This window comes from Paenibacillus ginsengarvi, assembly GCF_003626695.1.
In the GTDB taxonomy this organism is placed as follows: Bacteria; Bacillota; Bacilli; order Paenibacillales; family NBRC-103111; genus Paenibacillus_AB; species Paenibacillus_AB ginsengarvi.
The window spans coordinates 212267-239041 of record NZ_RBAH01000012.1; the positions used below are offsets into that span (position 1 = coordinate 212267).

Below are 26775 nucleotides of genomic sequence, written 5' to 3' on the forward strand. Positions count from 1 at the left end.
CTACCCAGCGCCGCCGAATTCCGGTATGCTGATATAGACTTCCATGCAGAGACGACTATAGAACAGAGAGGATCGCGGACTCAAGTGGCGAAGCTTTATTTCCGGTACGGAGCGATGAATAGCGGCAAATCGATCGAAGTGCTCCGAACCGCTCACAATTATGAGGAACAAGGCAAGCAGGTGCTGCTGTTCACGCCCGCCGTCGACGACCGGTACGGCACGGGAGCGATCACATCCCGCATCGGCATCCGCAAGGAAGCCATCGTCATCACGGCCAAGCTTGATATGTTCAAGCTTGCGGAGCGGGAGATGCCCAACTGCATCCTCGTCGACGAAGCCCAATTTCTGAACGAGCAGCAGGTAAGATCGCTATGCGACATCGTCGACGAGCTCGATATTCCGGTGATCGCTTACGGCCTCCGGGCCGATTTTCTGGGCAAATTGTTCGAGGGCAGCTATCATCTGCTCGCCCTGGCCGATAAGATCGAAGAAGTGAAGACGGTGTGCTGGCATTGCCAGAGCAAAGCGACGATGAATATGCGCTGCAAGGACGGGGAACCCGTCTTCGAGGGCGAACAGATTATGATCGGCGGCAACGAAAGCTACTTGCCGGTATGCCGCAAATGCTACGGGCTGGCCCGTAAAAAGGCGGCTGCCCGCATCGCCGGCCGGTAACGGCAAACAGGGAGAGGCTTCGTATAAAGCCTCTCCCCTTTTATTTCCGCAGGGATTATACGGTTATGCGCCCCAAATACGCGGCATCGGCATCGATTCTTTGCCGAGCTCGGCCCACATAAACTTCAGCAGCAGCTCCGACTTCAGCGCGGCGCACTGCGGCTCGTCCCACAGGTTGCGAATTTCCCCCGGGTCCTCCTCCAGATCGAACAGCTCCCCGTACGTTTGGTTGTAATACACCGTTAACTTGTACCGAGGATCGACGTACGTTTTCTGGTGAATCGTCGTCGGCTCGTGGCGGAATTCGCATACGGCATGATCGCGGGCAGCTGGCTTCGTCCCTTGCCAAACGGCGCTTTGATCCACCCCGGTCATCGCCGGAGGTACCGGAATGCCGGCCAGCGACAAAAATGTCGGGGCGAGGTCGACAAGCGACTGAATCGCCGGATTTACGCGCCCTTCCGGCACATGGCCGGGATAACGGACGAGAAACGGCAGCTTGATCAAATCTTCATAGTGGAAGCCGCCTTTATGCTGCAAGCCGTGCTGGCCGAAAAAGTGGCCATGGTCGGTCGTGAAGACGACGACCGTATGTTCCGCCAGTCCCAGCTCTTCCAACTTGTCGAGAATGGCGCCAATATATTTGTCCATACAGCTAATCATGCCGTAATAGGTCGCCACCTGCCGTTTACGCTCGCTCTCCGACACGTTCACATGCGAATGGTAGCCGTGTATGCCTTTGCCCGTTTCGTTCCAGGCGGAGAAATCCGGCTGCTCCTCCTGCGTCAGGCGAAAATGCGGCGGATTGCGGTCATGCTCGCCCGGGGTAACGCGCGGAATCGTAAGCTGCTCCGGATCGTACATCGAATCCCACGGCTCCGGCACGAGATACGGCGGATGCGGGTCGAAGAAGCTCGACCACAGGAAGAACGGCTCGTCGTTCTCCTTATAGGCCGACAGCAAAGCATTCGTCCGTTCGGCAATCCACGCATTGTTATGGAACTGCTCCGGAATCGGCCATGTATGCTTGATGCCGCGGTCCATTGTGCCGGTAGGAGACGCGTAATAGTCTCGCCAATTGGTGCAGCCTTTCTCCTCCATCCAGATGGCGTAATGCTGCCCGGCATGCGCTTCGTTCGTATGATTGCGCGCCAGCTCCACATGGTCGAAGCCGTAAAACGGCCCGTGAAAGTTCCGCCAAAAATCGAGATCGTGCAAAATCGGATAAGATTCCAGCGACGAATACGCCTCCGTCTCGCGCAGAGGCTGAAAATGGGCTTTGCCTACCAGCGCCGTACGGTACCCGCCCTTGGTGAAGTCTTCCCCCACCGTATGACGCTCCTCCAGCAGCTTCGTGCCAAGCGTCCATGCTCCGTGCTGGCTCGGATACTGGCCGGTAATGATCGTGGCCCGCGTCGGCGTACATGTCGGATTCGGGCAGTACGCCCGCGTAAACGCAGTTCCTTCCTTTGCGAGCCGGTCGAGATTCGGGGTACGAATCTCGCTGTTGAACGCTCCGATCGTATTCCAGTGCTGCTGATCGCTCGTAATGAGCAGTATATTCGGTTTCTTCACGGTTATCGCCTCCTGTCGTCGTCAAATCTATGTTATTTTTGGGACAGCATCGCATTCACTTGTTCTTCCGCCTCCCGCAAAACGGTATTGGCATCTTTCCCGGCCACAAATTCGTTGAAGCCCTGGAGCAATATCGTCCTGGCTTCGGCAAAATACGGGGAAAATTCCTTACCGGGAGCCGGCTTGCTTTTGAAAATGCTGTCGATACGCTTTCCTTTCAAGCTCGGCAGCTCTTCTCCAAACCTCTTCTTCAGACCGGTATCCGACAAAGAGGACAATCTACCCCTTTGCATCAGCATGTTCTGCACCGGTAGCGATGTGATGACGTCCGCGACTTGTAGGGCTTGATCTTTGTGCTTGCTTGTTTTCGTAATCGCGACAATATGCGTATCGACCATTCCATAAACGTTTGGCTTGTCGGGATAGCTCGGATACTGGGCGACATCCCAGTTCGTAAATCCATCCTTGCTTGCCTTCTCCAGCTGATCGAACAAGTTGATCGAAGCGAGCATCGCGACGTTCTGGTCTTTCATGAAAGCGGTCGTATAGGCAGGCGTAGCGGACCAGTTCCCGGGAATGCCGATAATCCGCCCCATGACGTCGAAGGCCGATTTCCAGCTGTCGTTGTTTATGTCCGCCCGGTTCGTCTTCGGATTGATGAGATTGATCGAAAAGGGAAACGCCAGCCGCATAATCGTCTCCGGATGAAGCCCGCGGTATTGTACGCCGCCTTCCTCCCTCGTCAGCCTTTTGGCAAGGTCGATCGCTTCGTCCCACGTCATTCCGTCCTTCGGATAAGATGTCCCGAACTTATCGAAAATGTCTTTGTTGTAATACAAGGCGTTAAGTTGCACCGCATAAGGCAGACCATAGAGCTCGGATTTGGACGAAATCGCTCTTACCGCATCGAGCACTATACCGTCGAAGCGGGTCAGGTCAAGCCCGTGCTTTTTGATAAGCGGATCGATCGCTTCAAGCAGATCGTATTTGGCATAGCCGCCCAATTCGCCGTTCCAGACAAGCATCATATCGGGGACGCTGCCGGACGCGATCCAATCCTCCACCGTCGACCCATTCCCGTACTTCACCAGCTCCAGCGTAATATGCGGATATTTCGCCTTAACCGGCTCGGTGAACAGCAGCCGGAAATCGTCTTCCGTCACGCTCGCCGACGGCGTCGTTGCAATGCGGATCGTTACGGGCTCCGTGCTTGGCTTGTACGTTTCACTAGATTGTTCTTGTTCGCCGCTCCCCTTTCCTGCCGAACACCCCGAAAAAAGGAAACAAACGGCTATTCCTGCCATGATGAATGACTTACCGTTATGCCTCATCCGAACATCCTCCTTATGAGTAGCTGCCTGATCGCAAGTCTGTTCGTCGTTGTCTTCTTTCCATCATAAAGAGCAAGCCGAGGCGGGTAAATGTCGATCTGTTTTGTTGTCATTTGTCAATTTGTTAGACATCGAGTATAGTAACGAAAATGGTTGCGAAACAAAGGAGGACTCCGGATTGCAGGAATATGCCCACGAATACGCCGTCAACCGGCTTTACTCTCCTTCGGACCTTGGAGACGCGGGAGGACTTCGGCTCATCCGTTCGGGTACGAATTTGGCCAAGCCGAATTATCAAGTGGGGCCTAAGCGGATGGACTATTACAGTGTGCATTTTGTTGTGGATGGGGGGGTGCGCTTCGCGTTCGACGGGGAGACGGCGCTGCTGGCCAAAGGGGATCTGTTCTGCATGTTTCCGGGCGACTCCGATACGAATACCGGCTCCTCCCCGCCGAAAGGACGCTGCGAATGTACTGGCTCGCCTTTGACGGGGTGCAGGCGCCGCTTCTGCTGGAGCGGCTCGGCTTGACGGCTGCGGAGCCTTGCCGGTTCGGGCTTGTCGACAGCCAGTTGGAGCGGCTGCTCAAGCATCTGGTTGACGAGGCGGGCACGGGCCCCGCCGCAGAGCTGGCGCTGCTTGGCCAGACGTACAGCCTGTTTGCGGAGCTGTACGCGGCCCACAGAGAGGAGCCGCCCGCCGAGTCCGGCTGGCTGGATGACTGTATTCGGTACATGGAGCTGCATTATACCGAAGCGATCAACGTGAACCAAATCGCGCAAGATTTCGGCTTGAACCGTTCATACGTGACCACCGCGCTGACGAAACGAATCGGACAGTCTCCGGGGCAATACATCCAATCGCTGCGGCTGCAAAAAGGGGCCCGGCTGCTGCGCGAAACCGATCTGAGCGTCACCGAGATCGCCCTGACGGTCGGCTATCCCGATCTGTACAGCTTCAGTCGCGCCTTCGCGAATGCCCACGGGCTCTCCCCGAGCAAGTTCCGCTCATTATAGGTAACCGACCCCAGGGCTGCGCAAAAAAGCCATCCGCAAACGTCTGCGAACGGCTTCCTATGACGGCTATGCAAACATCCGCGGCGGCCCGTTGCAAGGAAGGCGCGCGATCGTTACGCTGGACAATCGCACGGTAATGACAGCACCCGTGACCATTACGAATGACATGAACCATTAACGGTAGCAACGATTCATTCCGTTACAGTTCAGCCGGGCATCCTGGGCGTTGTGCAGCCTTGAATGCCTTTTCTTTTCACTATCCAACGCCTGCCGTTTCCGCTATGATGAGAGATAGAATGCCCCTTATTCGCTATTTTGTGGAAAGAAGGTTTGCCGAACTTGAAATCGCCAGCCACTCTCGCCAAGCTGCTCCTGCTGTTATCGCTGACCTTGCTGCTTTCGGTCGCCGGGCTATCTCTTTCGCCTGCGAAATCGATGGCCGCTTCCTACAAATCTCTCGGAACGCCAAAAGAAACGGTTGGCACCACGAAGCCCCCGATCCGCTTCTACTATACATCCGATATGACGACTCCCCCGGATTCCTATTCGATGTATATCGACGAGACGAAGGTCGCAGCCGTCTACGATAAAGAAGAGGAGGCGTTCCTGTACACGCCGACAGCCGATTTGACGCCCGGCACGCATACGGTCCGCATGAGCATTGTTTACAGCGGATACGAGCCGATCGACCAATCGTGGACGTTTACCGTTGCCAGCGATGCAATCAAGCAATTCGCCGCCGCAAACGCCGCGCAGATCGTCGGACTAGCCGCCGTTAACGATTACCGGACCCTGTTCGGGCTGCCGAAGGTAGTCTTCAATGACAAACTGAATGCTAGCGCCTCCTCCCACGCCGCCTATCTGGATCTGAACAAGATCAAACAGGGCAAGGACGACTCGGAAAGCATGCACGCCGAAAATCCGGACAAGCCCGGTTTTACCGGCAAAGGACCGTTCGATCGCGCCGTCTACTTCGGGTATACGTCCGGTGTGGGCGAAGACGTCGCCTACTCGAAAGACTCGATCGCGGGTTCGGTCGACTCGCTGTTCGACGCCCCTTATCACCGCAGTCCGTTTCTGGACCCGTACTTAAAAGAAATCGGGATCAGCCAGGTCGGCTTTTATACGGTGATCGAGTTCGGTATGGATCGCCAAGAGGAGCCGAAGCTCGTCGTTTCACCGGCGCCAGGAGATCGCTATGCGCCGACCGTTTTCGGCGGCAATGAGGAGCCGGACCCGATCCGCATCCACAGCGGCAGCGAATACCCGGTTGGCTATCCGATCATGGCCGAATATTACGGCCTCGGTATGGAGCAGGTCAAGGTGCTCGGGGCCGACCTGATGAACAACGGCACGAAGAAATCCGTCGACTTCTGGATCAATTCGCCTGAAAACGACTCGTCGCTGGACGCCGCCGTTCTTCTCATCCCGCGCAAGCCGCTCGAGCCGGATACGAGCTACCATGTTATGCTGACGCTCCAGTTGACGAAGGGCGGCCAGCGGGTAACGGAGGTCAAGGAGTGGGACTTTACGACGGAGCCAGCGGCGGAGATCGGCAAGAAGAAGCTGCACAACAATACCGATTCCTACAAAAGGCTGTCCGACTCGGCTGCCCCGGTTCAGCGAACCGTCGTTTTCGGACTTGATGCCAGCAGCTATACGCTTGATGGCCTTAACTACCCGATGAAGCAAAAGCCGGTTATCGAGGACGGCTCCTCCTATTTGTACGTCCGCGATCTGGCGGCTGCACTCGGCGCGAGCGTGGAGTGGGATTCTGGCAACCAGGCGGCGGTATATACGAAAGGAACTCGGAAAGTAACGCTGTACACGACTAAGAACGAAGTCGAACTAAACGGCGAGACGCGGACCACCGACACCCCGGCCAAGCTGATCGGCGACTATACGATGGTGCCAGTCCGGCTGCTGTCCGAAGTGCTCGGAGCGAAGATCACGTATACCGAGGCGACTCGGACCGTAACGATTGCGTATTAGCGATCGCCCGGCAAAAGTTCTTTTGCCGGCGGTTGAACCTCAAGCAGGCCCGAAGCCGGCAATTGTGCGGCTCAGGACCTGCTTTTTGGCATTTTTCAATTCGCAGCGCGAAACCGATCTTGGGTAATCACGTGCAGCAGTTCCCCGTTGCAGTCCGCATATTCCCCTGTTAACCCTTCAAGCACCCGGTCGATCGTAAACCCAAGCTTTTCGAGAACTCTCCGCGACGCCTTGTTTCGCGAATCGGCCTTGGCATATAGCCGTTCCAGCCCGATCACATCGAAGGCGTAAGCGGCCAGAGCGGCCGCCGCCTCGGCTGCATAGCCATTTCCCCAATGCTCGCGGCCGATCAAGTAATACAGCTCCTTCTCGGGCGCCATCCAATCCAGCACGCCGACGCCGCACCAGCCGAGGAACACTCCCGACGCTTTGCTGCGTATGGCGAACGAATATTTGAACGGCTCGTGAAACGGTGTCCGGTAACTGCTCAGCAGCCATTGAAACAGCTGTCGGTAGGCTTCAAGCGGCAATACATCCATATGCATATAGGTGAATAGCTCCGGGTGCTGCATCAGCTCGAACGATTCCGTCAGATCGCTTTCGATGTACGGACGAATGATGAGGCGCTCGGTTTGCAGCAGCATGGCGGATAACGGCGTTTGCATCCTAAAGCTCCTCCGGGTGCAAGTCTTTTTTCATATAGTAATGCGTATATCCGCCGGCATTCGGGATCGTTCCGTATACCTCAAAACCAATTTTCGTGTAAAACTCCGGCGCTTGAAAGCTTAGCGTATCCAGCTTCATAAAGTCGCATCCTCCTGCTCTAGCTATACGCTCGGCTTCGCGTACCAGCTTCGCACCGTACCCCGACTTGCGATACGGCTCCTCGATGAACAAATATTGCACCTCGAGCCAGTTCCAGCATATTTCGCCTACAAGTCCGCCGCAGGTCCGGCCTTCGGCATCTTTGACAAATACGGCTACCTCCCGGTAGTTGCCTCTCAACCGCTCGGGAAAATGCCTACGGTTATAAGCAATCATGCCGTCTCTCACAAAAGCTTTGTCAGCCTCGTTCGGCTCGATCGATATATAAAGCGTCATCTTCGCTCCTCCCTACTGCAATCAACATATCATATCGATCCCGCCGCAGGTCCGGGTGAAAATGGTTATAGCCAAACTGGGCGCAAGCGGAACAAAAAAAGGGACCCGCGGCAACGGGCCGCAGGTCCAATGATCTATATTATGAAAAGGGGGTCGACTCTTAGTATAGGCTTTGTTCATTAAAGCCACATGAAAATAATATTTCAATCTTGTTACATTTCATTCGGCAACCCTCAATCCGCAGAAATAGCGCTTTCCCTCTGCCGCACTTACGTCTTATTTACCCGCTTCGGCGGCGACGGCTTTGTTGATTTCCTCGTCGGCCTGCGCGAGCGCGGTGTTGACATCGACCGCCCCCTTCACGTACTCGTCGAATTTCACCCGTACGATTCCTTCCGCCTTGCTGCGGTATTGCGAAGCGATCGGGTATTTGACCGGCTTGCTTTTGAAAATGCTCTGTACGCTTTTTCCCTTGAACACCGGCTTGTTAATACCGAACGCTTGCTTAATGTCCGCCTTGAGCAGCGGCGTAACCCGACCGGACTTGGAGCTCTCGAGCTGCACCTCGTCCGATACGGCCGCCTCGACTACCTGCATCGCCCGCTCCTTATGCTTGCTCGCTTTCGTAATCATAATCACGTTGACGCTGGCGTTGCCGTAGGTGTTAGGCTTCTCCGTGTAGCTCGGATACTGTACGACATCCCAGTCCAGCCCGTCCTGGGCGGCAATCTCCAGCTCGCTCGCAATGCTCAGATCGGCGTACATCGCGACCGTTTTGTCTTTCAGGAAGTTATCCTTCGCCTTGCCTGTCGTCATATTGCCCGGAATCGTGTAGAACGCTTTCATAAGTTCGAATACCCGCTTCCACTCATCGGTGCGCATCGTCGCTTTATCCGTCTTGTAGTCGATCGCCGCGATGCCGAGCGGCTGTGAAGCCCATACCATATTGCCGATATCGAAGCCGCGGTATTGTGTTCCGCCTTCATTACGGGTCATCTTTTTAGCGACTTCCAGCGTCTGTTCCCACGTCATGCCGTCCTTCGGATAGGCCACACCGAATTTGTCGAACAAGCTTTTGTTATAATAAAGCGCATGATAGGCCAGGCTGATCGGCAGACCGAACAGTTCGTTTTGGGTGGAGGCGATTTTCACGTCCTCGATATAGCCCGAGTCAAACCGGCCCAGGTCGACTTTGCGCGAGGAGATCAGCGAGGTCATGTCGTACAGCAGGTCCTTGTCCCGGTACGATGCAATTTTCCCGTTGTAGGAAACGATCAAATCCGGCGTTTCGCCCGCCAAAATCAGCTCATCGAGCGTAGAGCCTTTTTCGCTTCTGTATATTTTCAAGTCGATGCTCGGATGTTTTCTCTTTACCTCGGCCGCCACCTGCTCGATAAATTCCTGCTCGATGCCGGAATCGTTTAACAGGACGAGGCTGACCGGCTCCTCACTAACCCCAGATGAACCGTCTGCTTCCTTGACGCCTCCGGACGTCTTGCCGCAGCCCGATGCGACGACAGAGGTGAGAAGCGCTAAAACCACCCATTTTTTATGGAATATGTTCATGTTGATCCCCTCACTTATGGAAAATGTAGAGTTGTAGAATGGAATATTTATACGTATAGATAATAGTTGTAAAAAATCGATTTGCAGGTGAATCCGCATCAATCTTGCACAAAATATGCAAACCACATTCCCATCGCACAATCCGTCCTGCTATGAAACTCCTTGCCCTGTTAAACGGTAACCTTGTAGAGCGGATCGCCCCGAAGCCTGCTTTTTACGCAGACGCACCATGCAGCACGCGCTAAACGATCACTTTTGTCATAATGTCCTGCCTACTTGCCGCCCCAGTCTCTGGTACGGACCTTCTGTTTGTAACTTCCCCCGTCGTTGTAGCTGTTCGTTTCCATCCATACCCAAGCTGTGACAGCGCTTTCCCAAATAGCGCCTTTCTTGAGACGGGCCTCCTAGAACAGTCCACCTCCCGATTCATATTTACACGTATAGATAAGGCGAATAAAAAAATCCTAACGCGTATCCCTATTGTATGCCTTCGGCATCCAGCGGTCAATACCTTATTAAAAACTAAGAGCGCTGATAATTATCGTTATATCTGGATAGGTGGGTGCGCTGTAAGCCAAATACGACCACCTGCCACTACCAGTCGCGCAGTACGGGTGTGGCTGATCCTGACGGCTGAACGGTAACGGAAACGAAACTTCCGCTATATCTGTATCCCTCCACAATTTCCCCTTATAGCGGAACCGAAAGTTCCGCTATACCCTCGAGAAGAGCCGGAAACGGCTCCTTTTTCCGGCTTTAACGGAACATTCGCTTCCGTTATCGGACCGTCTCCGGCCCTTCCCTGCGCAATAACGGAACAAGTAGTTCCGCTATGCTAGGCAGCGGCTCGCCGCTCTTCCCTATTCTTCGTCACTCCTCCTGTTCTTCCTTCGGCGAGCCTATATCGGTTCCTCATTTCTAAGCTTACGCCAATACGCCCAAGCCCGAATATAGTCCGGCAAATCTAGAGAATGGTGCTTCAAGCACGTCCCGATCCGACAGTACAAAAGCACAAGAACTTCCTCTATCCTAGTCCGGCGATCCGTCTGATGCAATGCCGAACTGTCGAGCGAGCTCGCCCCCTCGAGCAGCGTCTCCATAGTAAGATCGTCAGGAGACGAACAGAAGGCGAAAAGAAAGTCATAGTGCGGCGGACCGATCATCGGGATCGGATCGATAACGCCTTGTAACCGCGACGACTCGAATACGAAATTATGAACGCCACAATCGCCGTGCAGCAAATACGCTTCCGGATCACGCGAGCGGTATATAGCCGCCGGAAGCCGCATGACCATCTCATGATCTTCCGCAGGAAGCAAATCCCCGATTGTCTGGCGCGCCTGGGCGACGGACAGCTGCAATAGCTCTGTCCAAGAACCGCGCGGTTCGTCCAGCCATCCCCAACCTTTTATGGAGGAGACCCGTTCATAACGATTTAGGAGCATCTCGGACAACGTTTTCAGCCAATCGGCTTTCCGGCCCCTCTCGTCATGGACCGTCCCGGAGAGATACGCATAGACGAAATAGTCGCAGGCAGGATCGGTAAAATGAAGCGCGGGGATTAGCGGACCTTCATAAGTCCGGAGAAAATCGCTGACCATCCGCACATACTCGGGAGCGTCCATTTTCAAAATGTATACCGGATGATCGCCGCGATTCACGATATACACGCATCCTTCGGTTGTCCCCGACATTTGCCGCCCCAGCTCGCAATCGGGAGGAACGATTCTTTCGTCTTTTAGCCGATTAAGTATAACTTCTGGCTGAGTCCTCACTTCCATCCCCCGTTTCCAGCGATGCTGAATTTGCTTCTGCTTACGACAACGACAAACACCGGACGATTTCGCCGTCTATGAGCTCTTCGCTAATCTTGTTGAAGCCTAACGATTCGTATAATCTGCCGGCCACCTCGTTATTCGGCCTATGCCCGATCATCACCCGCTTCGCCTTCATTAGCCGCAGCTGCTCGATCAGCATCTTTATCGCCGCCCGGCCATAGCCTTGCCCTTGATGCTTCTCGTTTATCATCAGCGCCATAATCCAGTGATTGCCCTCCTCATCGGCCTCGCTGCAAAACACGGCAAATCCGACCGGTTCTTCCCCCGAATAAACCGCACGGAGCTCGAAGTGTGGTTCAAATTTCGATTCGGCAATCCAGTAGACGACAGGTACCGGAAATACAGCCTGCTGCTCGGCTTTCACCTTCAGCTTCGTGCAAGCATACCAGTTATGGTCGGATACGTTCCGTAGGCTAATATTCAAATGCTTCTCTCCCCCAGTGCAAAATAGGCGGCCGCTTCATGCCGGCTGCACGCCCTTAATCGGGTGAACGCGATTCGGCGGACAGTTGTTTGATCAAGCTGATCCGAACAACATCGTCCCAGATCGGACCTCGCCGCACCTGCCGGTAGCCGAGCTTCTCGTTCAGCTCGACCACGTGAAGATTCCGCTCCTCCGTATGCGTATAGATCAAGTTCACGCCGCAGCGCTCCGCTTCCTCGTCCAGTTTTCGCTTTAACTGAGTCGCCAAGCCCGTCCGGCGATAATCCGGGTGCACCCACAGATTGAATACTTCCAAAAAACGTCCGTCCTCTTGAAACCAAGAGCGGTCAAGCTCGCTATAGATCGTTTTCCACGGATATTCGCGGTCCCGGTTTGCGATCGCATACAGGATCATGGCGATCGGCTTCTCCTGAGCCGTGTCCTCGATCACATATCCGCCTCTCTCTTCATCCACGAGGAAGCTCATAATTTTATTTTCGTGCTCCCGCTTCTCCGCCTCGCTCATCTCCATAACAGCGGACTCCGTATAGCCGTCGTTCTTCAAATCGATACGGACCAGGAATTCGTGATCATCCCGGTTAACTTTACGCATGCTTAACACGGATCTTCCCCCTCTCTTCCGATCAACTTATGGCAAAAATTCGGCCTCGTAATGAATCCTTTTGTAATCCAGACGGAAACCGATCTTGCCATACAGCGCTTTGGCCGCATCGTTGCGGCTGTCTACCGTCAGCCGAACTTCCTCGGCTCCCTCCTGCTTCAAGCGCCGCAAGATTTCGGTTAACAAGGCCTCCCCTATTCCGCGCCTTTGCCACTCGGGCTTCACCGCAATGGTCGGAATCCGGCCGCGGCTCCCCTTTACCGAAGAGCAGACGAATCCGACAGGCTCCCCGGCCTCATTCACCGCCAGCACATACAGCTTCGGGCTAAAATCGCTCCCTTGAAATTCGTAAACTACGCTTTCCGGCTTTTTGCTGCTGCCGAACGCTTTGTTGTAAATATCCGCCCAGAGGGCGGCATCCGACACCGTCGGGGCGCGAAATTGCAGTCCCGGCATCGGTCGGGAAGAAGCTCCCTCGTCCGTACCGCGCAAACAAAGGACTTCCAGAATGTGTTGCTCCTTCATGCCAAACCGAATCCCCAAGCCGGTTTCGCCGGGAATGCTCGTAATCGCCCTGTGGATGAAACGAATCGGTTTGCCCTCCCGTCGGGCAATACTACCCAGTCTCGCAAAGATGAACCGGAACATGGCCGTACCGATTCCCCTCCTGCGAAAGTCCTTATCCACAGTCCCATAGCAATAAACCTTACTATGCGAGACCACCGCAACAAAACAGAGCGACAAATAACCCGCGGTCTTCCCGCCGATTCGCACGACAAACGTATTGTCGCGGATGCGTTCTCCCGGCTCGTCCAAATCCCGTTCAAATTCCGCCACCGTTATCCCGTTCAACAAGTGAAACGGGTCGCGGTTCACCATTGCCACAATCGCCTCCGAATCGGAGGACGTATGCGGTTGAAACACAAGCTCGCTATCCGACCCTTCCATCCGTTCATTCCCCCGCCCGCTTTTGGCTGAAGCCCTTACCTTCAGACTACCACATCGGTTGCGAGAAAAAATGTTAAAAAACGGCTTTACTCAACTGTTCCAAAACTTCATTCGGAATAAACTGGAGAGAGGAAACCTATACGAGATCCAAATCGAGGAGGGGGTGCCGCGGCGGAGCATCAGCGCCCCTTACTTGAAGGACGTTCTGCTCACGCCGGCGGCGTGGAAGTTTCTGGAGTTGCTTATCCGGTAATACCGTTAAAACGGCAGTTTGAAAATATCGTCGGTTTCTACGCGATACGTATAATCGTCGACATAAACGCGGGCTCCCTGCTCCTTTACGCCTTCTTTCCAGAAGGGCCGGTAATATCTGGCCTCGAACGTGTACGGGGCTGTAATTCTCGTAAACGGAGCAATTTCGTCCATACGGCGGACGGCCCTTTCTGCCCCTTCGCGAATGATCCGGCACGACTCGTCCGCATCGATATGAACGGCAGACTCGAAGCCTTTGCCAAACTTCGTAACCGCAGTCTCGATTTCCGGCACGAACATTTGGGCTTCCAGCGCCGCCTTATCATCTCCGGACAAAAAGATCGTCGGCACCCCCTGCACGCCGGCAAGCAGCGCCCGCGCGCCGAACTCGCCGATAAATACGCCGTTTAACCGATAATACAGGATGTCGCGCGAGGAATACGTATGGCATAAAGGAGCGTCGATCGTCCCAGCCATCGCATGCTGGCCGACAAACAGCATGGCCGCGTAGCCCGCCAACTGGCCGCAATGCGGCCTGTAGTCCCGCTGATAGTCACATCCGACGAGATCCTCCGGAAAGATACCGCCGCTTCCGTGCCCGTCCCATACGTCGATGACCGCATCCGGGTAAACGGCGCGGATGCCTTCGGCGCAAGCATTCACCTCGCGGGCAAGCTGCTTCATCGACGGGCCCTTGCCCTCCGGTCCCGAATCGTTCGTTCGTGTCTGCGTGAACGAATCCGTTCCCGATACGCCTTCCAAGTCGGTCAAAATGTAAAATTTGATCATGTCTGGTTTCTCTCCATCTCTATTTATTTTGTAAGGAGCTCCCGTAAAGCAATCGGACTATGCTGCGAAGCATTCCTTCGCTTTATGGGGGGGGTTATCTGCTCTTAATCTCTGCAACCTTCTGCTGCACTTCCTCGTCAACCTTGCGCATCATGGTGTTCATATCCATATTGCCAAGCGACAAATCGGTTAAATATTTGCGATAAATAGCCGCCAGGTCCGGGTCATAAATCGTCCGTTTGGACAGCGGAGCCAGCTTTACTTTAAAGACGGACTGAACATTGCGATCTTTATAGTACGTATTTTGCGCAAACTGCTTGATCCGATCGTCGTTGACGATAACCGGATAGTTGCCGTCGCGCGCCGTAAGCGTCTGGTATTCGTCGGAGTACAAATATTTAATAACTTCCATCGCCGCGTCTTTGTTTTTGCTCATATTCGTAACTCCGAACAGGAGCAGGTTCGCTTGCGCGCCGCCGCCCGGCGTTTCCTTGAAGCTTGGGTACGTCGTAAGGTCCCAGTTCAGATCTTTCATATCGTACGAAAGCGGAATATGAACGAGGCCGACCTCCATCGCCGCATCTCTCGTTTTATAGAAGTTCGCTTCCCCTGGTAGCGCTTTCAATGTTGCTGTCTTTTCCTTATAACCAGTCGCCGTCATCGGCCGAACCGCAATCGCTTCGTAAATCGTCCTCCACTTCGCCTCGTCGGTTACAACCGACGACTTGCCCGTCTGCATATCGTAATACGGCAGAGAAAGCGCATTAAGCGAAAAATGCTGAGCCGGCGCAACGACCAGACCGGCATACGACGTGCCTTGATCGACCCGGGTCAGCTTGTTGTTCAGATCGTACACATCGTCCCACGTCAGGCCGTCCTTCGGATAAGCAACCCCGAATTTATCGAAAATATCTTTGTTGTAAAACGTCGCCAGCGTCTCGACCCCAATCGGCAATCCGTACAACTTGCCTCCCCATACAGGGCTCAGCCCTTGCACCCAGTTCATGCCGACCTTGTTCGGATCGACATTGTGCTTTTTCATCAATTCAGTCATGTCGTACACCATGCCGCTCTTCAAAGGCCCGCTCGTAAAGTCATTGACGGCTGCGTAGACGATATCGACCATCGTATTTGTAGCGACCAGATCGGTGAATTTGACGGCCGAGTTCGGAATGAACTTGATGGTGTAATTCGGGAACTTTTTGCGAATCGCATTGCCGAATCGGCTATCGAACGCTTCCTGCGAATGCCCGGCGTTCGTCACGATCGACAGCTCTACCGGTTCGTTAGTAACCGCCGGAGCTTTCACCGGCTCGCCGGACTTCTCATTGCCATCCGAACTTGTGCCGCCGCCTCCGCTGCAGCCGACCAATCCTGCAACAAGCGCCGACGAAATCATAAGCAGCGCCACTTTTCTTTTTGCCAAAATGAACCCCTCCCATATCGTAAACTATAACTGCCGTTTCACCCGGGTGATGGATTAATCATAAATGGCTTTGGCAAACATTGTCAACAAAAATTGTAATTCAACTTGCAAGCGGATTGTCGTATGACACGGATCAGCAGCTCCTTGCACTGCTGATCCGTGTCATTTGCAAACCCAGTTACTCTTTACAACGATTTTTGTAAAAAATCATATCCTCGTTCCAGGGCATCCATCGGCGGATGATGTCCGGTTGCGTGATTGATGAATAGATACTGCGACGCATCTGAATAGCCGGCCCGTTTGAGGACATCCAAGGCATCTTCATTGTCGTACAGTCCTGCGATCAGCACAAAGGACTTGAGTCCGCTGATGCGAAGCAGCTCGGCATGATCCATGTTAGCGGCTTTCAGCTTATCTAATTTTGCTCCCCAATACCAAGGTTCCGACCAGTTCGTTCGGTCCCATTCAATCCCGAAGTCCGTTCCTAATATTGCTTTGATGCGAGGGTCTAAACAGCCTGTGTACAGAGCCATTTTGCCTCCCAGCGAATGCCCGACAATGCCGATACGTTTGTGATCGACGCGATGATCGGAGCACAGGAGGTCCACCAGAAGCTGAGTATCGGCAATTAGTTTCCCTATGCCGGTCCATTCGGGGTGGTCGCGAAGCAAATACTCGGCAGACAACCGCCAACGCGAGAAATCGTTGCGTTCCAATTCCAGCTTTCGGTAGGTCAAGTGAAACGCTTCCGCTGTGACTGCAACATACCCTCGGCGCACAAGATGCAGGGCCAGCGCAATGCCAGGCTCGTTGTTTGGCTCCAGTGTGTCTTGATTATATCCGGCAACCCGTTCGGGGTAGTAAAACGGAACGACTACCCCCGGCAATTTGCCGTTAATCGTTTTTGGCAGCATCAGTAATGTCCGTTGTACCGTACCCGGGCCGTTTGCTTGCTCATACAACTCGCCAACAAATTCGCTCGTCTCGAACGTGCGAATAAGCTGTAGATGAGGCGGATACTCATAGTTTTGCGGCTTTCCGATCAAGTCCAGCCATTTTTGTGCGGAATCATTGAAATCGTTCATGCTTGTTCTCCTATTTTTGTTCCGTTTATCTGCTCTTGATCTCTGCAACCTTCATCTGCACTTCTTCGTCGATCTTGCGCATCATCGTGTTCATATCCATATTGCCGAGCGCCAGATCGGCTGAATATTTGCGGTAAATGGCCAGCAAATCCGGATCATAGATCGTTTTTGGGGCGACGGGCGCGAGCTTCGTTTTAAATATCGATTGAACGTTGCGGTCCTTGTAGTACGTATTTTGCGCAAACTGCTTGATCCGATCGTCATTGACGATAACCGGGTAGTTGCCGTCGCGCGCCGTAATGGTCTGGTATTCGTCGGAATACAAATATTTAATAACTTCCATCGCCGCGTCTTTATTTTTGCTCATGTTCGTAATTCCAAAAAACAGCAGGTTCGCTTGCGCGCCTACTCCCGGCGCTTCTTTCAAGCTCGGATACGCGGCAATGTCCCAGTTCAAAGTCTTCATGTCATAAGAAAGCGGGATATGAACGAGGCCGACCTCCATCGCCGCATCTCTCGTTTTATAGAAATTCGCTTCACCCGGCAGCGCTTTCAAAGTCGCTACTTTTTCTTTATAACCTGCCGCCGATAGCGGCCGAACCGCCATCATTTCGTAAATCGTCTTCCACTTCGCTTCGTCAGTCATAACCGACGATTTGCCCGTCTGCATATCGTAGTACGGCAGCGACAGCGTGTTAAGCGAGACGTGCTGCGGCGCCATGACCAGACCGACATACGACGTGCCTTGATCGACCCGGGTTAGCTTGTTGTTCATATCGTAGATTTCGTCCCAAGTCGGAGTGTCCTTCGGGTAGGCGACCCCGAATTTATCGAAAATATCTTTGTTGTAAAACGTCGCCAGCGTCTCGACCCCGATCGGCAATCCGTACAGCTTGCCGCCCCATACCGGGCTCTGCCCCTGCATCCAGTTCATGCCAACCTTGTTCGGATCGACACCGTGCTTTTTCATCAGTTCGGTCATGTCGTACACCATGCCGCTCTTCAAAGGCCCGTTCGTAAAGTCCGTGCCGGCTGCGTACACGATATCGACCATCGTATTCGTGGCGATCAGATCCGCGAACTTGATAACCGAGCTGGGGATGAACTTGATCGTATAGTTCGGAAATTTTTTGCGGAGCGAATTGCCGATGCGGGTATCGAACGCTTCCTGCGAGTGTCCGCCGTTCGTTACGATCGTCAACTCCACCGGCCCGCTGCTCTCCGCCGGAGTTTTGGCCGGCTCGCCCGATTTCGTATCGCTTTCGGAGCCGCTGCCGGTGCTGCAGCCAATCAATCCCGCTGCAATCGCCGACGTTAAAAGGAGTAATGCTGCCTTTTTTCTAACCAAGTAAACCCCTCCTGTAAATGAAGTACCTCTATAATTTCATTTCATTTACTATCACTCGAGTGATAATCTTTTTAAAAAAAAGGCTGTTTCAGAAAAATTCTAGAATCAGCAAACTTTTCTATAAATTATCACTCGAGTGATAAAATCATCATAATTCACTGAGTTCGCCCTTGTCAACAAGAATATTCAACTTCAAAAAGGCTACAATTCATCGATTATGTCGCCCGTACAGCGTACAAAAGCGCTGGATGCGCGGAACAAATCAAACAGCCGATTTTGGGGAACCGTCCCCTTTCCCGGCTGTTTACACTGGCTGATTCGTAGGGCTCGTACTTCCCCGAACGATCATCTCATACGGCAGCACGATTCTGGCCTTATCCTTGTTAGGCGCCTTCATCCGCTCAATTAAGAGCCGCCCAGCCGTTTCACCCGATTCCCGCAATGGCACACGCATCGTAGTCAGTTGCGGAACCCCGAGGTTGGCGTACGCATCGTCGAAACCGACAACAGAAATTTGCTGAGGCACGGTTATGCCAAACTCTTTCAAAGCGAACAGCACCCCAAGGGCGTGATCGTCGCTTGCACCGACAATCGCGCTTGTCTGACCCAGATTGCCGCCGGTGGCTTTTAACGTCATATAGCAGTCCTGAACGATAATGGACGGCTTTGTCGTTTGCATGGCCACGACGACCGATGCCGGCAGCCCGGCTTCATGCATCGCTTGCAAATACCCTTGCGTCCGCAAGTTGTTGGAATCTCTAGGCGATATTCGCTCGGTATCGTCCAGCAGCTTCAGCACGGCCCCGGGCAGGGAAATCATCATAATATGCCGGTGTCCTTGTTCGATCAAATAACGGGTCAAATCGTATCCGGCCCGCTTATGATCATACTGAATGCTGTCGACGCTATCATGGGAAAACCGCGAGCCCGTTACATTGATCGCCATGCCCGATTCGGTAAGCTCGATGATGTATTGCTCGTCCAGCTCTTCATGCGTGCCCGCCACGAAGGTTGCCCCGGATACGCGCTGCTGCCTCAGCAGGCGGATCGCCTTCAACAGATCTTCTTTTTTCCGCTCCACATGGCAGATGATGACCGCATGCTGGTGGGCCCCCGCGACCTGCTCGAAGCTTCTAACGAAAGAGGCGTAAATATTGCGGTTGATCTCGCTCGCGACGACGATACCGAGCACGGCGTTTTTTCCGGTCATCAGCCCGCTGGCAAACGGGTCTTTATGGTAGCCGAGCTCCTTCGCCGCTTGCTTCACTTTCTCGACCATCGCCTGAGACAGTCCCGGATTGGCCGACAACGCTTTGGACACCGTCGTCCGGTCGATATTCAGATGGACGGCAATGTCCTTCATCGTAATTTTCTTCTCGCGTACGTACCGCCCTTCCTCCATGCAGCCTTCTCCCTTTCCCCGGAGCTCCCCCACAAGCGAAGGCGATGGAGGAGCCCCTACAACTGTAAATCTTTAAAAAGCGAGCTTGCCCTCGATAAACGACTTCAGCTCGGCGATCGGCATCCGCGTTTGCTCCATCGTGTCGCGGTCGCGAACCGTCACTTGACCGTCCTGCTCGGATTCGAAGTCGTACGTGATGCAGAACGGTGTGCCGATTTCGTCGTGACGGCGGTACCGTTTGCCGATCGAGCCGGCTTCGTCGTAATCGACCATAAAATGCTTGGCAAGGTCGGCGAATACTTGGTTCGCGCCTTCCGACAGCTTCTTCGACAGCGGGAATATGGCCGCCTTAAACGGTGCAAGCGCCGGATGGAAATGAAGCACCGTACGGCTGTCGTCGCCTTCGAGCTTCTGCTCCTCGTAAGCGTCGATCAGGAACGCCAGCGTGACGCGGTCGGCGCCGAGCGACGGCTCGATGCAGTACGGCACGTACCGCTCGTTCGTTTCCTGGTCGATATAGTTAAAATCTTCGCCGGAATGGGTCATATGCTGCTTCAGGTCGTAGTCGGTGCGGTCCGCGATGCCCCACAGCTCGCCCCAGCCGAACGGGAACTTGAACTCGATATCCGTCGTCGCATTGCTGTAGTGGGACAGCTCATCCTCGGAATGGTCGCGCAGGCGGATGTGCTCTTCGTTCAAATTCAGCGACTTCAGCCATTCGAAGCAGAACGAACGCCAATATTCGAACCATTTCATATCCTCGCCCGGCTTGCAGAAAAATTCAAGCTCCATCTGCTCGAATTCGCGCGTGCGGAACGTAAAGTTGCCCGGCGTAATTTCGTTGCGGAAGCTTTTGCCGATTTGGCCGATGCCGAACGGCATTTTTTTGCGCATCGTCCGCTGGACGTTTTTGAAATTGACGAAGATGCCCTGCGCCGTTTCCGGGCGCAAATAAATTTCGTTCGCGCTCGATTCGGTAACGCCCTGGAACGTCTTGAACATCAGGTTGAACTGGCGGATGTCGGTAAAGTCGCGGCTGCCGCAATCCGGGCAAGCGATCGCGTGCTCCTCGATCAGCCCTTTCATCTGGTCGAACGACAAGCCGTCGACGATCATCTCGATGCCCTTGCTGTCCAGCGCGTTCTCGATCAGCTTGTCGGCGCGGTGGCGAGCTTTACATTGCTTGCAGTCGATCATCGGATCGTTGAAGTTGCCGACGTGGCCGGAAGCGACCCACGCCTGCGGATTCATCAGAATAGCGGCGTCGAGGCCGACGTTGTACGGCGATTCCTGGATAAACTTTTTCCACCAGGCGCGCTTGATATTGTTTTTCAGCTCGATGCCGAGGGGACCGTAATCCCATGTGTTTGCCAAGCCGCCGTAAATTTCCGAGCCCGGAAATACGAAGCCTCTATGCTTGGCCAGCGCTACTACTTGATCCATGTTGACACTCATTTACGCTTCTCTCCTTTGTGGCCATGAGCAGGTGTCAGGCATAAGAAAAAGCCCTCTCCCATGGCATATGAATATGCCTAGGGACGAGAGCTTCGATTCGCACCCGCGGTTCCACCCTAGTTGACGCACCGGCGTTCCCCGGCTGTTCGGCTGCGCCGAACATGCGTCCCCTTTGTTCGTATGCGGCTCCGGACTGCCGTTTCCCCGCTCCCTTTCCCCGGGCTTTCACCGTCCCCGGGTCGCTTATGCGAAAGTGGCTATGCGAGTACTATTGGTCCTTCACGGCCGCAATTATGCTTTGCCAATCATTGTACCCAACTTTATGAAAAAAATCAATCGGGCATCGCACTATCGGAGGGCAATCCGTCTAAGAGACTACTCCTTCAGCGGCGTATAAAAATTTTGCGTAAAGTACACATGCATCGAGCCGCCGAAGTACACCCCGACGCCGAGCCGGGTCGTCGCCCCGAGCAAGCTTTCGCGGTGACCTGTGTGCGAGTTGAGCCAGCCCGAATGAGCGACGATCGCATTCGGCTGCCCGGCGGCAATATTTTCCGCGCCGGTTCTGTACGCTACGCCGTTTTGCTCGAACCGCTGCTTGAGCGTGTCCCCCTTCGGGCTTTTGTGGTCAAAATACCCGTTCTTCGCCATATCCTCGCTATGGCCGTAAGCGATGACCGCCATTGCATCGTCCCACTGGAACGGCTTCAACCCCCGTTTGGCGCGGGCCGCATTGGCGAGATCGAACACTTCTCTCTCGAAAGCGGTTCGCAGGGCGTCGCTCGGCGAGCCGTAATAATCCGGCTTCGCTTCCTCAACCTCTTTGGCGATTAGCTGAATCGCCTCGACGGTATTGTTCTCGTGTGTATCGTAGTAAAACGTCACGTAGCTGTCGTCGATTTCGTATACGCCGTCCTTTTCGCCGGGATTGTTTAGTATATAAAGGGTAAACCCTTTCGTAATCGAATCGAGCGGCTTGCCGAGCGCCTTCACGATATCCTGCGAAGTTTGGCCTTCGCCGATGCCCGGCTTGTCCGACGTCCACGCTGCGGAGCTGGTGTACAAGCCGACTACCTTGCCGTCCTTGATGCCGATCTGCGCATAGTTGGCATAGTCTTGGTTATAGATGTACCAGTCGAAGCCGTATTCGCTCGGATCTTGACGCGCCGGCTCGCCGAGCTTCGCCCGAACGTCCTTCAGCGAGTCGCCCAGCGATATGCCGCGCACCGTAAAAGCTCTCGCCGAAGCGGGAAGTCCGGTAAGCTGCAGCTTCTTGCCGAGCACATTGCGGACCAGTTGCACCGCTTCCGCCCGGGTTACGGTGTCGCTTGCTCCGAAGCCTTCGACCGTAGCCGCCGTTTTGCCCTGCGCCAGGCCGTTGTCCAGCAAATAGCGGATTGCATTCGGCACGTTCAGGCTTTGACCGCCGGCGGCGGCGATCAGACGTGCAACTTGACCGCGCGCATACGGGACATTCGCCTGTCCCGAATCGACCGGCAGCCGCAGCTCGTTCGCATAGGCGTAATAGCCGGTGTACCACGGCGCGCTCGCTCCGGTCGGCGCAATCGCCTTCCCCGTAAAAGCCCGAAGCAGCATCGTGACGAACTCCGCTTCGCTGACCGTCCGGTCCGGCTGAAACGTTCCGTCCGCGAACCCGTCGACGATCCCTTGCGCAAGCGCCCAGCCGATCGCCTCGCTGCCCCAATGGCCGGCCGTGTCCTTGAAAGCGCCCGCTGCTGGCTGTGCCGCTGCCGCCACTGAGACCGCAGGCTGAGCCGCATTAGAAAACTCCGCTGCGGACGACACGAACGAGGACGAGATTAGCAGCGCCGGTGTTAGCAGCGCCGTTATGCTCCATTTGCCTATATGATTCCAACCGTATCTTTTTTTCATGGCGATTTCCTCCTGCTACTCCATACATTCGACATAGGGGCCGGAAATTCCTGTTTGCAGGCGTAAATGGAGATAACTGGTTTGAAAACCCGCAAACCTGATAAAATCATACCTATCCCGCTCCGGCAGATCTGTTAGACTGAAACAAAAGAAGAAAGCACTGGAAGAAGGTGCTCCATGAACACCAACGCCCCCATCCAAAGCGCAATCGATTATATCGAGATGCACTTGAGCGAACCGCTCGAATTGGCGCAAATCGCCGACAAAGCCTATATGTCGGTACCGAATTTGTACAGAGCTTTCTACGCGCTTACCGGTCACCCGATCAAGGAATACATACGGAAAAGACGGCTCAGCCAGTCCGCCTGGCTCTTGCGGCATTCGGACAAGGCGGTTGTCGATATCGCATTCGAGTGCGGCTTCGACAGCTACCAGACGTTCGCGAAAATGTTCAAAAAAGTGGTAGGCATGACGCCCGGCGCTTACCGCAAATCCGTCGTGCATTACTCGTTTGAAGCCATGAGCCTCCCGGAGCGCGTTTGTTACTTGGAAGAAGGGGAGCTGTCCGCCCGATATCCCGACGTAAAAGTAATTCGCCTCCTGCCGATGCAGGTTGCCGTATACCGGCACCGCTCCGGGGAGCGGGAAGGGCTCGAGGAAGAAGCCGTTCGAACTGTATTCGAGCTGCTCGACAGGCTCGGAGCGGCTGCGGAAAGGCTCCGGTTCTATGGCACCAACACCCAGCTGCCTTCGGCAGATCGGCCGTACGGATACGACATCCTGATTCCGCTCGCCGGTCCCGAATCCGATTCGGCGTTTCAATCGGAGGCATTCCGGATAACGACTTTTCCGGGCGGGCTTTATGCTGTAGGCAAATGCCCGGAAACGACCGGCGCGGACATCGTTGCCGCCTGGGATCGGCTTCTGTGCCAATGGCTGCCGCGAAGCGCCTTCGAGCTTGGCGCCCACCCTTATATCGAGCAGTATTTTACGTACCGCGGGGCGGTTACGCGTATGAACCTGCATCTTCCGGTGCAGCGACAAATGGAACCGGAAACGCTGGATACGATTTTCGTAAAGCCTGTAACCGTCGTGGTCTGCAGAGCTTACGGCCCTTCTGCACAAAACGATGCCGACGATCGGTTGACGACATGGCTAATTCAAGAGGGACTGACCGGCAATCCGGAGTTAAAGCTGTTCATGTCTTATAGCTACAGCGTCAAACCCGGAGATGAATTTTGGTACGAGCTGTCCGTATCGCTTCCCGACAACCGGGCCGCCGCCTGCTCAACAACCGATTCTGGAACGTCTCTCGGCGAATGGGGAGGCGGACTCTACGCCTGTGCAACAAGCGGAGCGTACGGCCTGATGACCGGGGTGCTGGACAAAATACACCGCTGGCTTTACGAAAACGAAATATATGCAGCGGATGCAAGCAGACAATGGTTCGCGGAATACGTCCCGGGCGAAGGCACCGATCTGGAACGGTCAACCTCCGTTAAGTGCTATGTCCCCGTTATTCAGACGGCTTGTCGAAACAAGGGAGGAATGTAAAGTGGCAGAGGGCGCATCAAAAAAGAAGCAAGGGATTGGCGATAACTATAAGCCGGCAGCCATTCCCCGGGCATTGCGTTTGTTAAGAAACGAAAGCAATGGAGCAGAAGAATTGCTATCCGAAGAGCCCGCTTATACGATCGTCCGTATGGCCGATACGAAATTAGTCGGCATCCGGTTGAAGGAGCCTTTCCCCGGTTTCGATTATAAAGCGGAATATTTGACCGATGGTTGGGAGCGGCTTGCGGCGCTTTTGGAAGGCAAACTATGCGCCGAAAATCCGTCGGCTTATTTCGTGTACCACGGGTGTGAGGCCGGCCTTTGTTTGTGCGTCCGGATGAATGATCTTAAGGGCATTCCGGATGGTCTAGTCCAAATTCCGGTTCCAGGCCGTGAGTTCGCCGTCGTTTCGTGTCAAGGCTCATTCAGCGATCAAGAACAAATCTTTATGGATATTTGCAAGGCCGATTTCGAGATGGATCTTGATGCTATCCGGTTCGAGCAATATGATAGACGGCTGCTGCCATCCGAAACCGGGGAATACGAATTCAAGCTGTATTTTCCGATGAAGGATGGGCGGAACGTAAGCGAATAACAGACAAAACACCGAAAACACCGGTACCGCTCCTTTGCGAGCCAATACCGGTGTTCTTCGTTTGACGCGGCGGTTACTTGTTCTTATCCGCCTCGATCGTTTTCTTCACCGCTTCCTCCGCGTCGCGCAAGGCGGTGTTCATATCTTTGCCTTCATACAGGATGCCGCGCAGGGCGTTAATGCCGAGCTGCGTCGTCGCGGTCGAGTAATATTTGCTTTGCGGAGACGGTTTCGCCATATTTTTGAGCGGGATGGCGCTAATATTGCGTCCTTTGTACAGCGGGGCGTCCTGGCCGAACACCTTCGGGATGTTCGAGCTGCTAAGCGCCGGGATGAACGTCGCCGCCTTCGCTTTTTCCGTCAGGAACTCCTCCGTCGACAAATAGTCCATCACCTGATACGCCTCGTCCTTGAACTTGCTGCCGACGTTCAGGAACATAAAGGTCGGATAAGGCTGCGCCCCTACCCCGTTCAAGGTCGGATACGTGATAATGTCCCAGTTCAGCGGCGCCAAATCCTTCTCGACGTGCAACCCGCTGATCGGCGTCCACATCGCCGACACCTGATCCTGGAAGAACATTTTGACCAGACTGTCCATCTTCGTTTTGTCCGGATTGAAGCCGGGGATCTGGTAAAACCGCGCGATGTTGTTCATTAGGCTTTTGACGCTATCGGTTTGCAGCGACAACTGCTGCGTCTTCGGATCGACGAGATTAAGCGATAGCTGGTTGCGCAGGAAGTAATGGGTCGGCGAAAGCGTCAAACCGTAATATTGGACCCCGCCCTCGTTGCGCGTCAGCTTGACCGACATATCGTACAATTGGTCCCATGTCGCGCCGTCTTTCGGGTACGGGACCCCGAATTTGTCGAACAGGTTTTTGTTGTAATAGATGACCGCCGCCTGGTTGTCGAACGGGAGAGCGTACAGCTTGCCGTCGCTCATCTGCCGGATCATCTCCAGCGTTTGCGGCTCGAACCGGTTTAAGTCGGTTTTGTACTTTTTGACGAGCGGTTCAATATCGTACTGCATGTTGTTGAGGTACACGCTGTTGTAAGCGAGCCCGACCGAGCCGAAAATGACGTCGATCTGCTGATTGGTCGCAATCAGCTTGTCGAGTGAGCCGCTTGTCGTAGGAATAAGAACCGGAGTGACGTGAGGAAATTTCTCTTTGATGTATTTGCCGAACTTTTCTTCGAAGTAACCTTCGGCGTTAAAGTTCGAACCGACGTTGTAAAAGTAAAGCGTGACGGGGTCCTTTTTCTGCGGCGGAACGTCCGCCGGAGCGGCACCCTCGTTTTGCGGGGATTTGCCTGTGCCGCCGGAGCAGGCGGCTATAACGGGCAGCAGCCCGATCATTCCAATCAAAACCGACTTTTTCAGCATAAACATGACACCCTCTTCATCGTTTGTTTGTCCTACGGCTAATGCGTGGCCGAACATAAGGATGACGAATCTGGCTGCACTTGTTGCTGCCGCATCTGCCCTCGGCCTGCTGCGGCCGTTCGGACCAGACGCTGTTTCTCTGAAGTTCCGGTTTCCCTCCCCCGTTAGAGCGGCTCGGACATAAAATAAACCGCTTTCAAATCCTTGAAAGAAGGATATGCCGCCCTAGGCTCATACAACTTCAATACCGGTCTTAACAATGTAAGAAGAAAAGCTTTTAAACAGAAGCCTATTCCACGATGAATGACCCGGCGTAAGCGGTAGCTTTTCTTGGTACAGAAAGTCGCTCTTCGCTTTAATACTTTAGCGAAATTGAACTTTCTATCCTGAAAATTAATCGGGTGGGAGAACGCCGCTTGGAGGGTATTGTCTTTGCGCAATCCTCCGGATACGCACGTTTTTGGCAATAGGAAACCAACCCCCCTGAATTCGCTTTGGTAGTTAAT

25 protein-coding genes are annotated in these 26775 nt (G+C 54.2%); 7 read left to right on the forward strand and 18 right to left on the reverse strand.

From position 1 onward, the window contains the following. Positions 1–84 precede the first annotated feature (84 nt). Positions 85–675: a thymidine kinase gene (locus D7M11_RS18015; protein WP_120748622.1), complete on the forward strand. Its 591-nt coding sequence runs from the start codon at positions 85–87 to the stop codon at positions 673–675. 63 nt (positions 676–738) lie between these two features. Here D7M11_RS18015 and D7M11_RS18020 read toward each other — a convergent pair whose 3' ends face one another. Beyond that, positions 739–2250 carry a sulfatase family protein gene (locus D7M11_RS18020; RefSeq protein ID WP_120748623.1) on the reverse strand — a complete coding sequence of 504 codons (1512 nt, stop codon included), beginning with the start codon at positions 2248–2250 and terminating at the stop codon, positions 739–741. A 32-nt stretch (positions 2251–2282) separates the two neighbouring features. After that, positions 2283–3581, reverse strand: a complete 1299-nt coding sequence (locus D7M11_RS18025) for an ABC transporter substrate-binding protein (RefSeq protein ID WP_120748624.1) — start codon at positions 3579–3581, stop codon at positions 2283–2285. Positions 3582–3759: 178 nt separating this feature from the next. Here D7M11_RS18025 and D7M11_RS36165 point away from each other — a divergent pair, with 178 nt between their 5' ends. The 3 genes from D7M11_RS36165 (at position 3760) to D7M11_RS18040 (ending at position 6587) form a co-directional block, all read left to right on the forward strand. Next, complete coding sequence (locus D7M11_RS36165) at positions 3760–4110, forward strand: AraC family ligand binding domain-containing protein (RefSeq protein WP_147433455.1); 351 nt, start codon at positions 3760–3762, stop codon at positions 4108–4110. Next, positions 4050–4595, forward strand: a complete 546-nt coding sequence (locus tag D7M11_RS18035) for a helix-turn-helix transcriptional regulator (protein WP_120748625.1) — start codon at positions 4050–4052, stop codon at positions 4593–4595. The genes D7M11_RS36165 and D7M11_RS18035 overlap by 61 nt, the downstream gene beginning before the upstream one ends. Positions 4596–4934: 339 nt before the next feature. Further along, on the forward strand, positions 4935–6587 hold the full coding sequence (locus D7M11_RS18040; protein ID WP_120748626.1) for a stalk domain-containing protein: 1653 nt from the start codon (positions 4935–4937) through the stop codon (positions 6585–6587). Between the two features lie 95 nt (positions 6588–6682). Here the strand turns inward: D7M11_RS18040 and D7M11_RS18045 are convergent, their stop codons facing one another. The 7 genes from D7M11_RS18045 to D7M11_RS18075 form a co-directional block, all read right to left on the reverse strand. After that, positions 6683–7252, reverse strand: a complete 570-nt coding sequence (locus D7M11_RS18045) for a GNAT family N-acetyltransferase (RefSeq protein ID WP_120748627.1) — start codon at positions 7250–7252, stop codon at positions 6683–6685. 1 nt (position 7253) lies between these two features. Continuing rightward, complete coding sequence (locus D7M11_RS18050) at positions 7254–7688, reverse strand: GNAT family N-acetyltransferase (RefSeq protein ID WP_120748628.1); 435 nt, start codon at positions 7686–7688, stop codon at positions 7254–7256. A gap of 276 nt (positions 7689–7964) precedes the next feature. Next, entirely contained in the window at positions 7965–9254 is a 1290-nt protein-coding gene (locus D7M11_RS18055) for an ABC transporter substrate-binding protein (RefSeq protein ID WP_158606691.1), read from the reverse strand. An 899-nt stretch (positions 9255–10153) separates the two neighbouring features. Then, entirely contained in the window at positions 10154–11029 is an 876-nt protein-coding gene (locus D7M11_RS18060) for a phosphotransferase (protein WP_158606692.1), read from the reverse strand. 40 nt (positions 11030–11069) lie between these two features. Beyond that, positions 11070–11516, reverse strand: coding sequence for a GNAT family N-acetyltransferase (locus D7M11_RS18065; RefSeq protein WP_120748631.1), 447 nt, complete (start codon positions 11514–11516; stop codon positions 11070–11072). Between the two features lie 55 nt (positions 11517–11571). Continuing rightward, positions 11572–12129: a GNAT family N-acetyltransferase gene (locus tag D7M11_RS18070; RefSeq protein ID WP_240041179.1), complete on the reverse strand. Its 558-nt coding sequence runs from the start codon at positions 12127–12129 to the stop codon at positions 11572–11574. Between the two features lie 36 nt (positions 12130–12165). Further along, entirely contained in the window at positions 12166–13086 is a 921-nt protein-coding gene (locus tag D7M11_RS18075; protein ID WP_120748633.1) for a GNAT family N-acetyltransferase, read from the reverse strand. 70 nt (positions 13087–13156) lie between these two features. On the opposite strand from D7M11_RS18075, the gene D7M11_RS18080 reads away from it, so the two are divergent. Next, positions 13157–13339, forward strand: coding sequence for a type 2 periplasmic-binding domain-containing protein (locus tag D7M11_RS18080; RefSeq protein WP_120748634.1), 183 nt, complete (start codon positions 13157–13159; stop codon positions 13337–13339). A 5-nt stretch (positions 13340–13344) separates the two neighbouring features. Here D7M11_RS18080 and D7M11_RS18085 read toward each other — a convergent pair whose 3' ends face one another. The 7 genes from D7M11_RS18085 to D7M11_RS18115 form a co-directional block, all read right to left on the reverse strand. Beyond that, positions 13345–14127 (reverse strand): M55 family metallopeptidase, encoded by a 783-nt coding sequence (locus D7M11_RS18085; protein ID WP_240041174.1) that lies wholly within the window; start codon positions 14125–14127, stop codon positions 13345–13347. 94 nt (positions 14128–14221) lie between these two features. Next, complete coding sequence (locus D7M11_RS18090) at positions 14222–15553, reverse strand: ABC transporter substrate-binding protein (protein WP_120748635.1); 1332 nt, start codon at positions 15551–15553, stop codon at positions 14222–14224. 185 nt (positions 15554–15738) lie between these two features. Beyond that, entirely contained in the window at positions 15739–16638 is a 900-nt protein-coding gene (locus D7M11_RS18095; RefSeq protein WP_120748636.1) for an acetylxylan esterase, read from the reverse strand. 25 nt (positions 16639–16663) lie between these two features. Beyond that, on the reverse strand, positions 16664–17986 hold the full coding sequence (locus D7M11_RS18100) for an ABC transporter substrate-binding protein (protein ID WP_120748637.1): 1323 nt from the start codon (positions 17984–17986) through the stop codon (positions 16664–16666). A 304-nt stretch (positions 17987–18290) separates the two neighbouring features. Next, positions 18291–19388, reverse strand: coding sequence for a LacI family DNA-binding transcriptional regulator (locus D7M11_RS18105; protein WP_120748638.1), 1098 nt, complete (start codon positions 19386–19388; stop codon positions 18291–18293). Between the two features lie 72 nt (positions 19389–19460). After that, positions 19461–20843: a glycine--tRNA ligase gene (locus D7M11_RS18110; protein WP_120748639.1), complete on the reverse strand. Its 1383-nt coding sequence runs from the start codon at positions 20841–20843 to the stop codon at positions 19461–19463. A 375-nt stretch (positions 20844–21218) separates the two neighbouring features. Continuing rightward, positions 21219–22736, reverse strand: coding sequence for a CAP-associated domain-containing protein (locus tag D7M11_RS18115; protein WP_120748640.1), 1518 nt, complete (start codon positions 22734–22736; stop codon positions 21219–21221). 177 nt (positions 22737–22913) lie between these two features. On the opposite strand from D7M11_RS18115, the gene D7M11_RS18120 reads away from it, so the two are divergent. Continuing rightward, on the forward strand, positions 22914–24290 hold the full coding sequence (locus D7M11_RS18120; protein WP_120748641.1) for a helix-turn-helix domain-containing protein: 1377 nt from the start codon (positions 22914–22916) through the stop codon (positions 24288–24290). A gap of 79 nt (positions 24291–24369) precedes the next feature. Further along, entirely contained in the window at positions 24370–24885 is a 516-nt protein-coding gene (locus D7M11_RS18125; RefSeq protein ID WP_205127066.1) for a GyrI-like domain-containing protein, read from the forward strand. Between the two features lie 73 nt (positions 24886–24958). Here D7M11_RS18125 and D7M11_RS18130 read toward each other — a convergent pair whose 3' ends face one another. Together D7M11_RS18130 and D7M11_RS37130 are read right to left on the reverse strand one after the other, a co-directional pair. Continuing rightward, positions 24959–26275, reverse strand: a complete 1317-nt coding sequence (locus D7M11_RS18130) for an ABC transporter substrate-binding protein (RefSeq protein ID WP_158606694.1) — start codon at positions 26273–26275, stop codon at positions 24959–24961. A 158-nt stretch (positions 26276–26433) separates the two neighbouring features. Next, positions 26434–26775: hypothetical protein (locus D7M11_RS37130; protein WP_205127067.1), on the reverse strand; the 342-nt coding region annotated here is incomplete at its 5' end.

Excerpts from the sequence above, each read along its gene's own strand:
- D7M11_RS18025 (WP_120748624.1), bottom strand. The coding sequence starts at position 3,581 with ATGAGGCATAACGGTAAGTCATTCATCATGGCAGGAATAGCCGTTTGT.
- D7M11_RS18035 (WP_120748625.1), top strand. The coding sequence starts at position 4,050 with ATGTACTGGCTCGCCTTTGACGGGGTGCAGGCGCCGCTTCTGCTGGAG.
- D7M11_RS18045 (WP_120748627.1), bottom strand. The coding sequence starts at position 7,252 with ATGCAAACGCCGTTATCCGCCATGCTGCTGCAAACCGAGCGCCTCATC.
- D7M11_RS18050 (WP_120748628.1), bottom strand. The coding sequence starts at position 7,688 with ATGACGCTTTATATATCGATCGAGCCGAACGAGGCTGACAAAGCTTTT.
- D7M11_RS18055 (WP_158606691.1), bottom strand. The coding sequence starts at position 9,254 with ATGAACATATTCCATAAAAAATGGGTGGTTTTAGCGCTTCTCACCTCT.
- D7M11_RS18070 (WP_240041179.1), bottom strand. The coding sequence starts at position 12,129 with ATGCGTAAAGTTAACCGGGATGATCACGAATTCCTGGTCCGTATCGAT.
- D7M11_RS18075 (WP_120748633.1), bottom strand. The coding sequence starts at position 13,086 with ATGGAAGGGTCGGATAGCGAGCTTGTGTTTCAACCGCATACGTCCTCC.
- D7M11_RS18080 (WP_120748634.1), top strand. The coding sequence starts at position 13,157 with ATGTTAAAAAACGGCTTTACTCAACTGTTCCAAAACTTCATTCGGAAT.
- D7M11_RS18085 (WP_240041174.1), bottom strand. The coding sequence starts at position 14,127 with ATGATCAAATTTTACATTTTGACCGACTTGGAAGGCGTATCGGGAACG.
- D7M11_RS18095 (WP_120748636.1), bottom strand. The coding sequence starts at position 16,638 with ATGAACGATTTCAATGATTCCGCACAAAAATGGCTGGACTTGATCGGA.
- D7M11_RS18105 (WP_120748638.1), bottom strand. The coding sequence starts at position 19,388 with ATGGAGGAAGGGCGGTACGTACGCGAGAAGAAAATTACGATGAAGGAC.
- D7M11_RS18110 (WP_120748639.1), bottom strand. The coding sequence starts at position 20,843 with ATGAGTGTCAACATGGATCAAGTAGTAGCGCTGGCCAAGCATAGAGGC.
- D7M11_RS18115 (WP_120748640.1), bottom strand. The coding sequence starts at position 22,736 with ATGAAAAAAAGATACGGTTGGAATCATATAGGCAAATGGAGCATAACG.
- D7M11_RS18120 (WP_120748641.1), top strand. The coding sequence starts at position 22,914 with ATGAACACCAACGCCCCCATCCAAAGCGCAATCGATTATATCGAGATG.
- D7M11_RS18130 (WP_158606694.1), bottom strand. The coding sequence starts at position 26,275 with ATGTTTATGCTGAAAAAGTCGGTTTTGATTGGAATGATCGGGCTGCTG.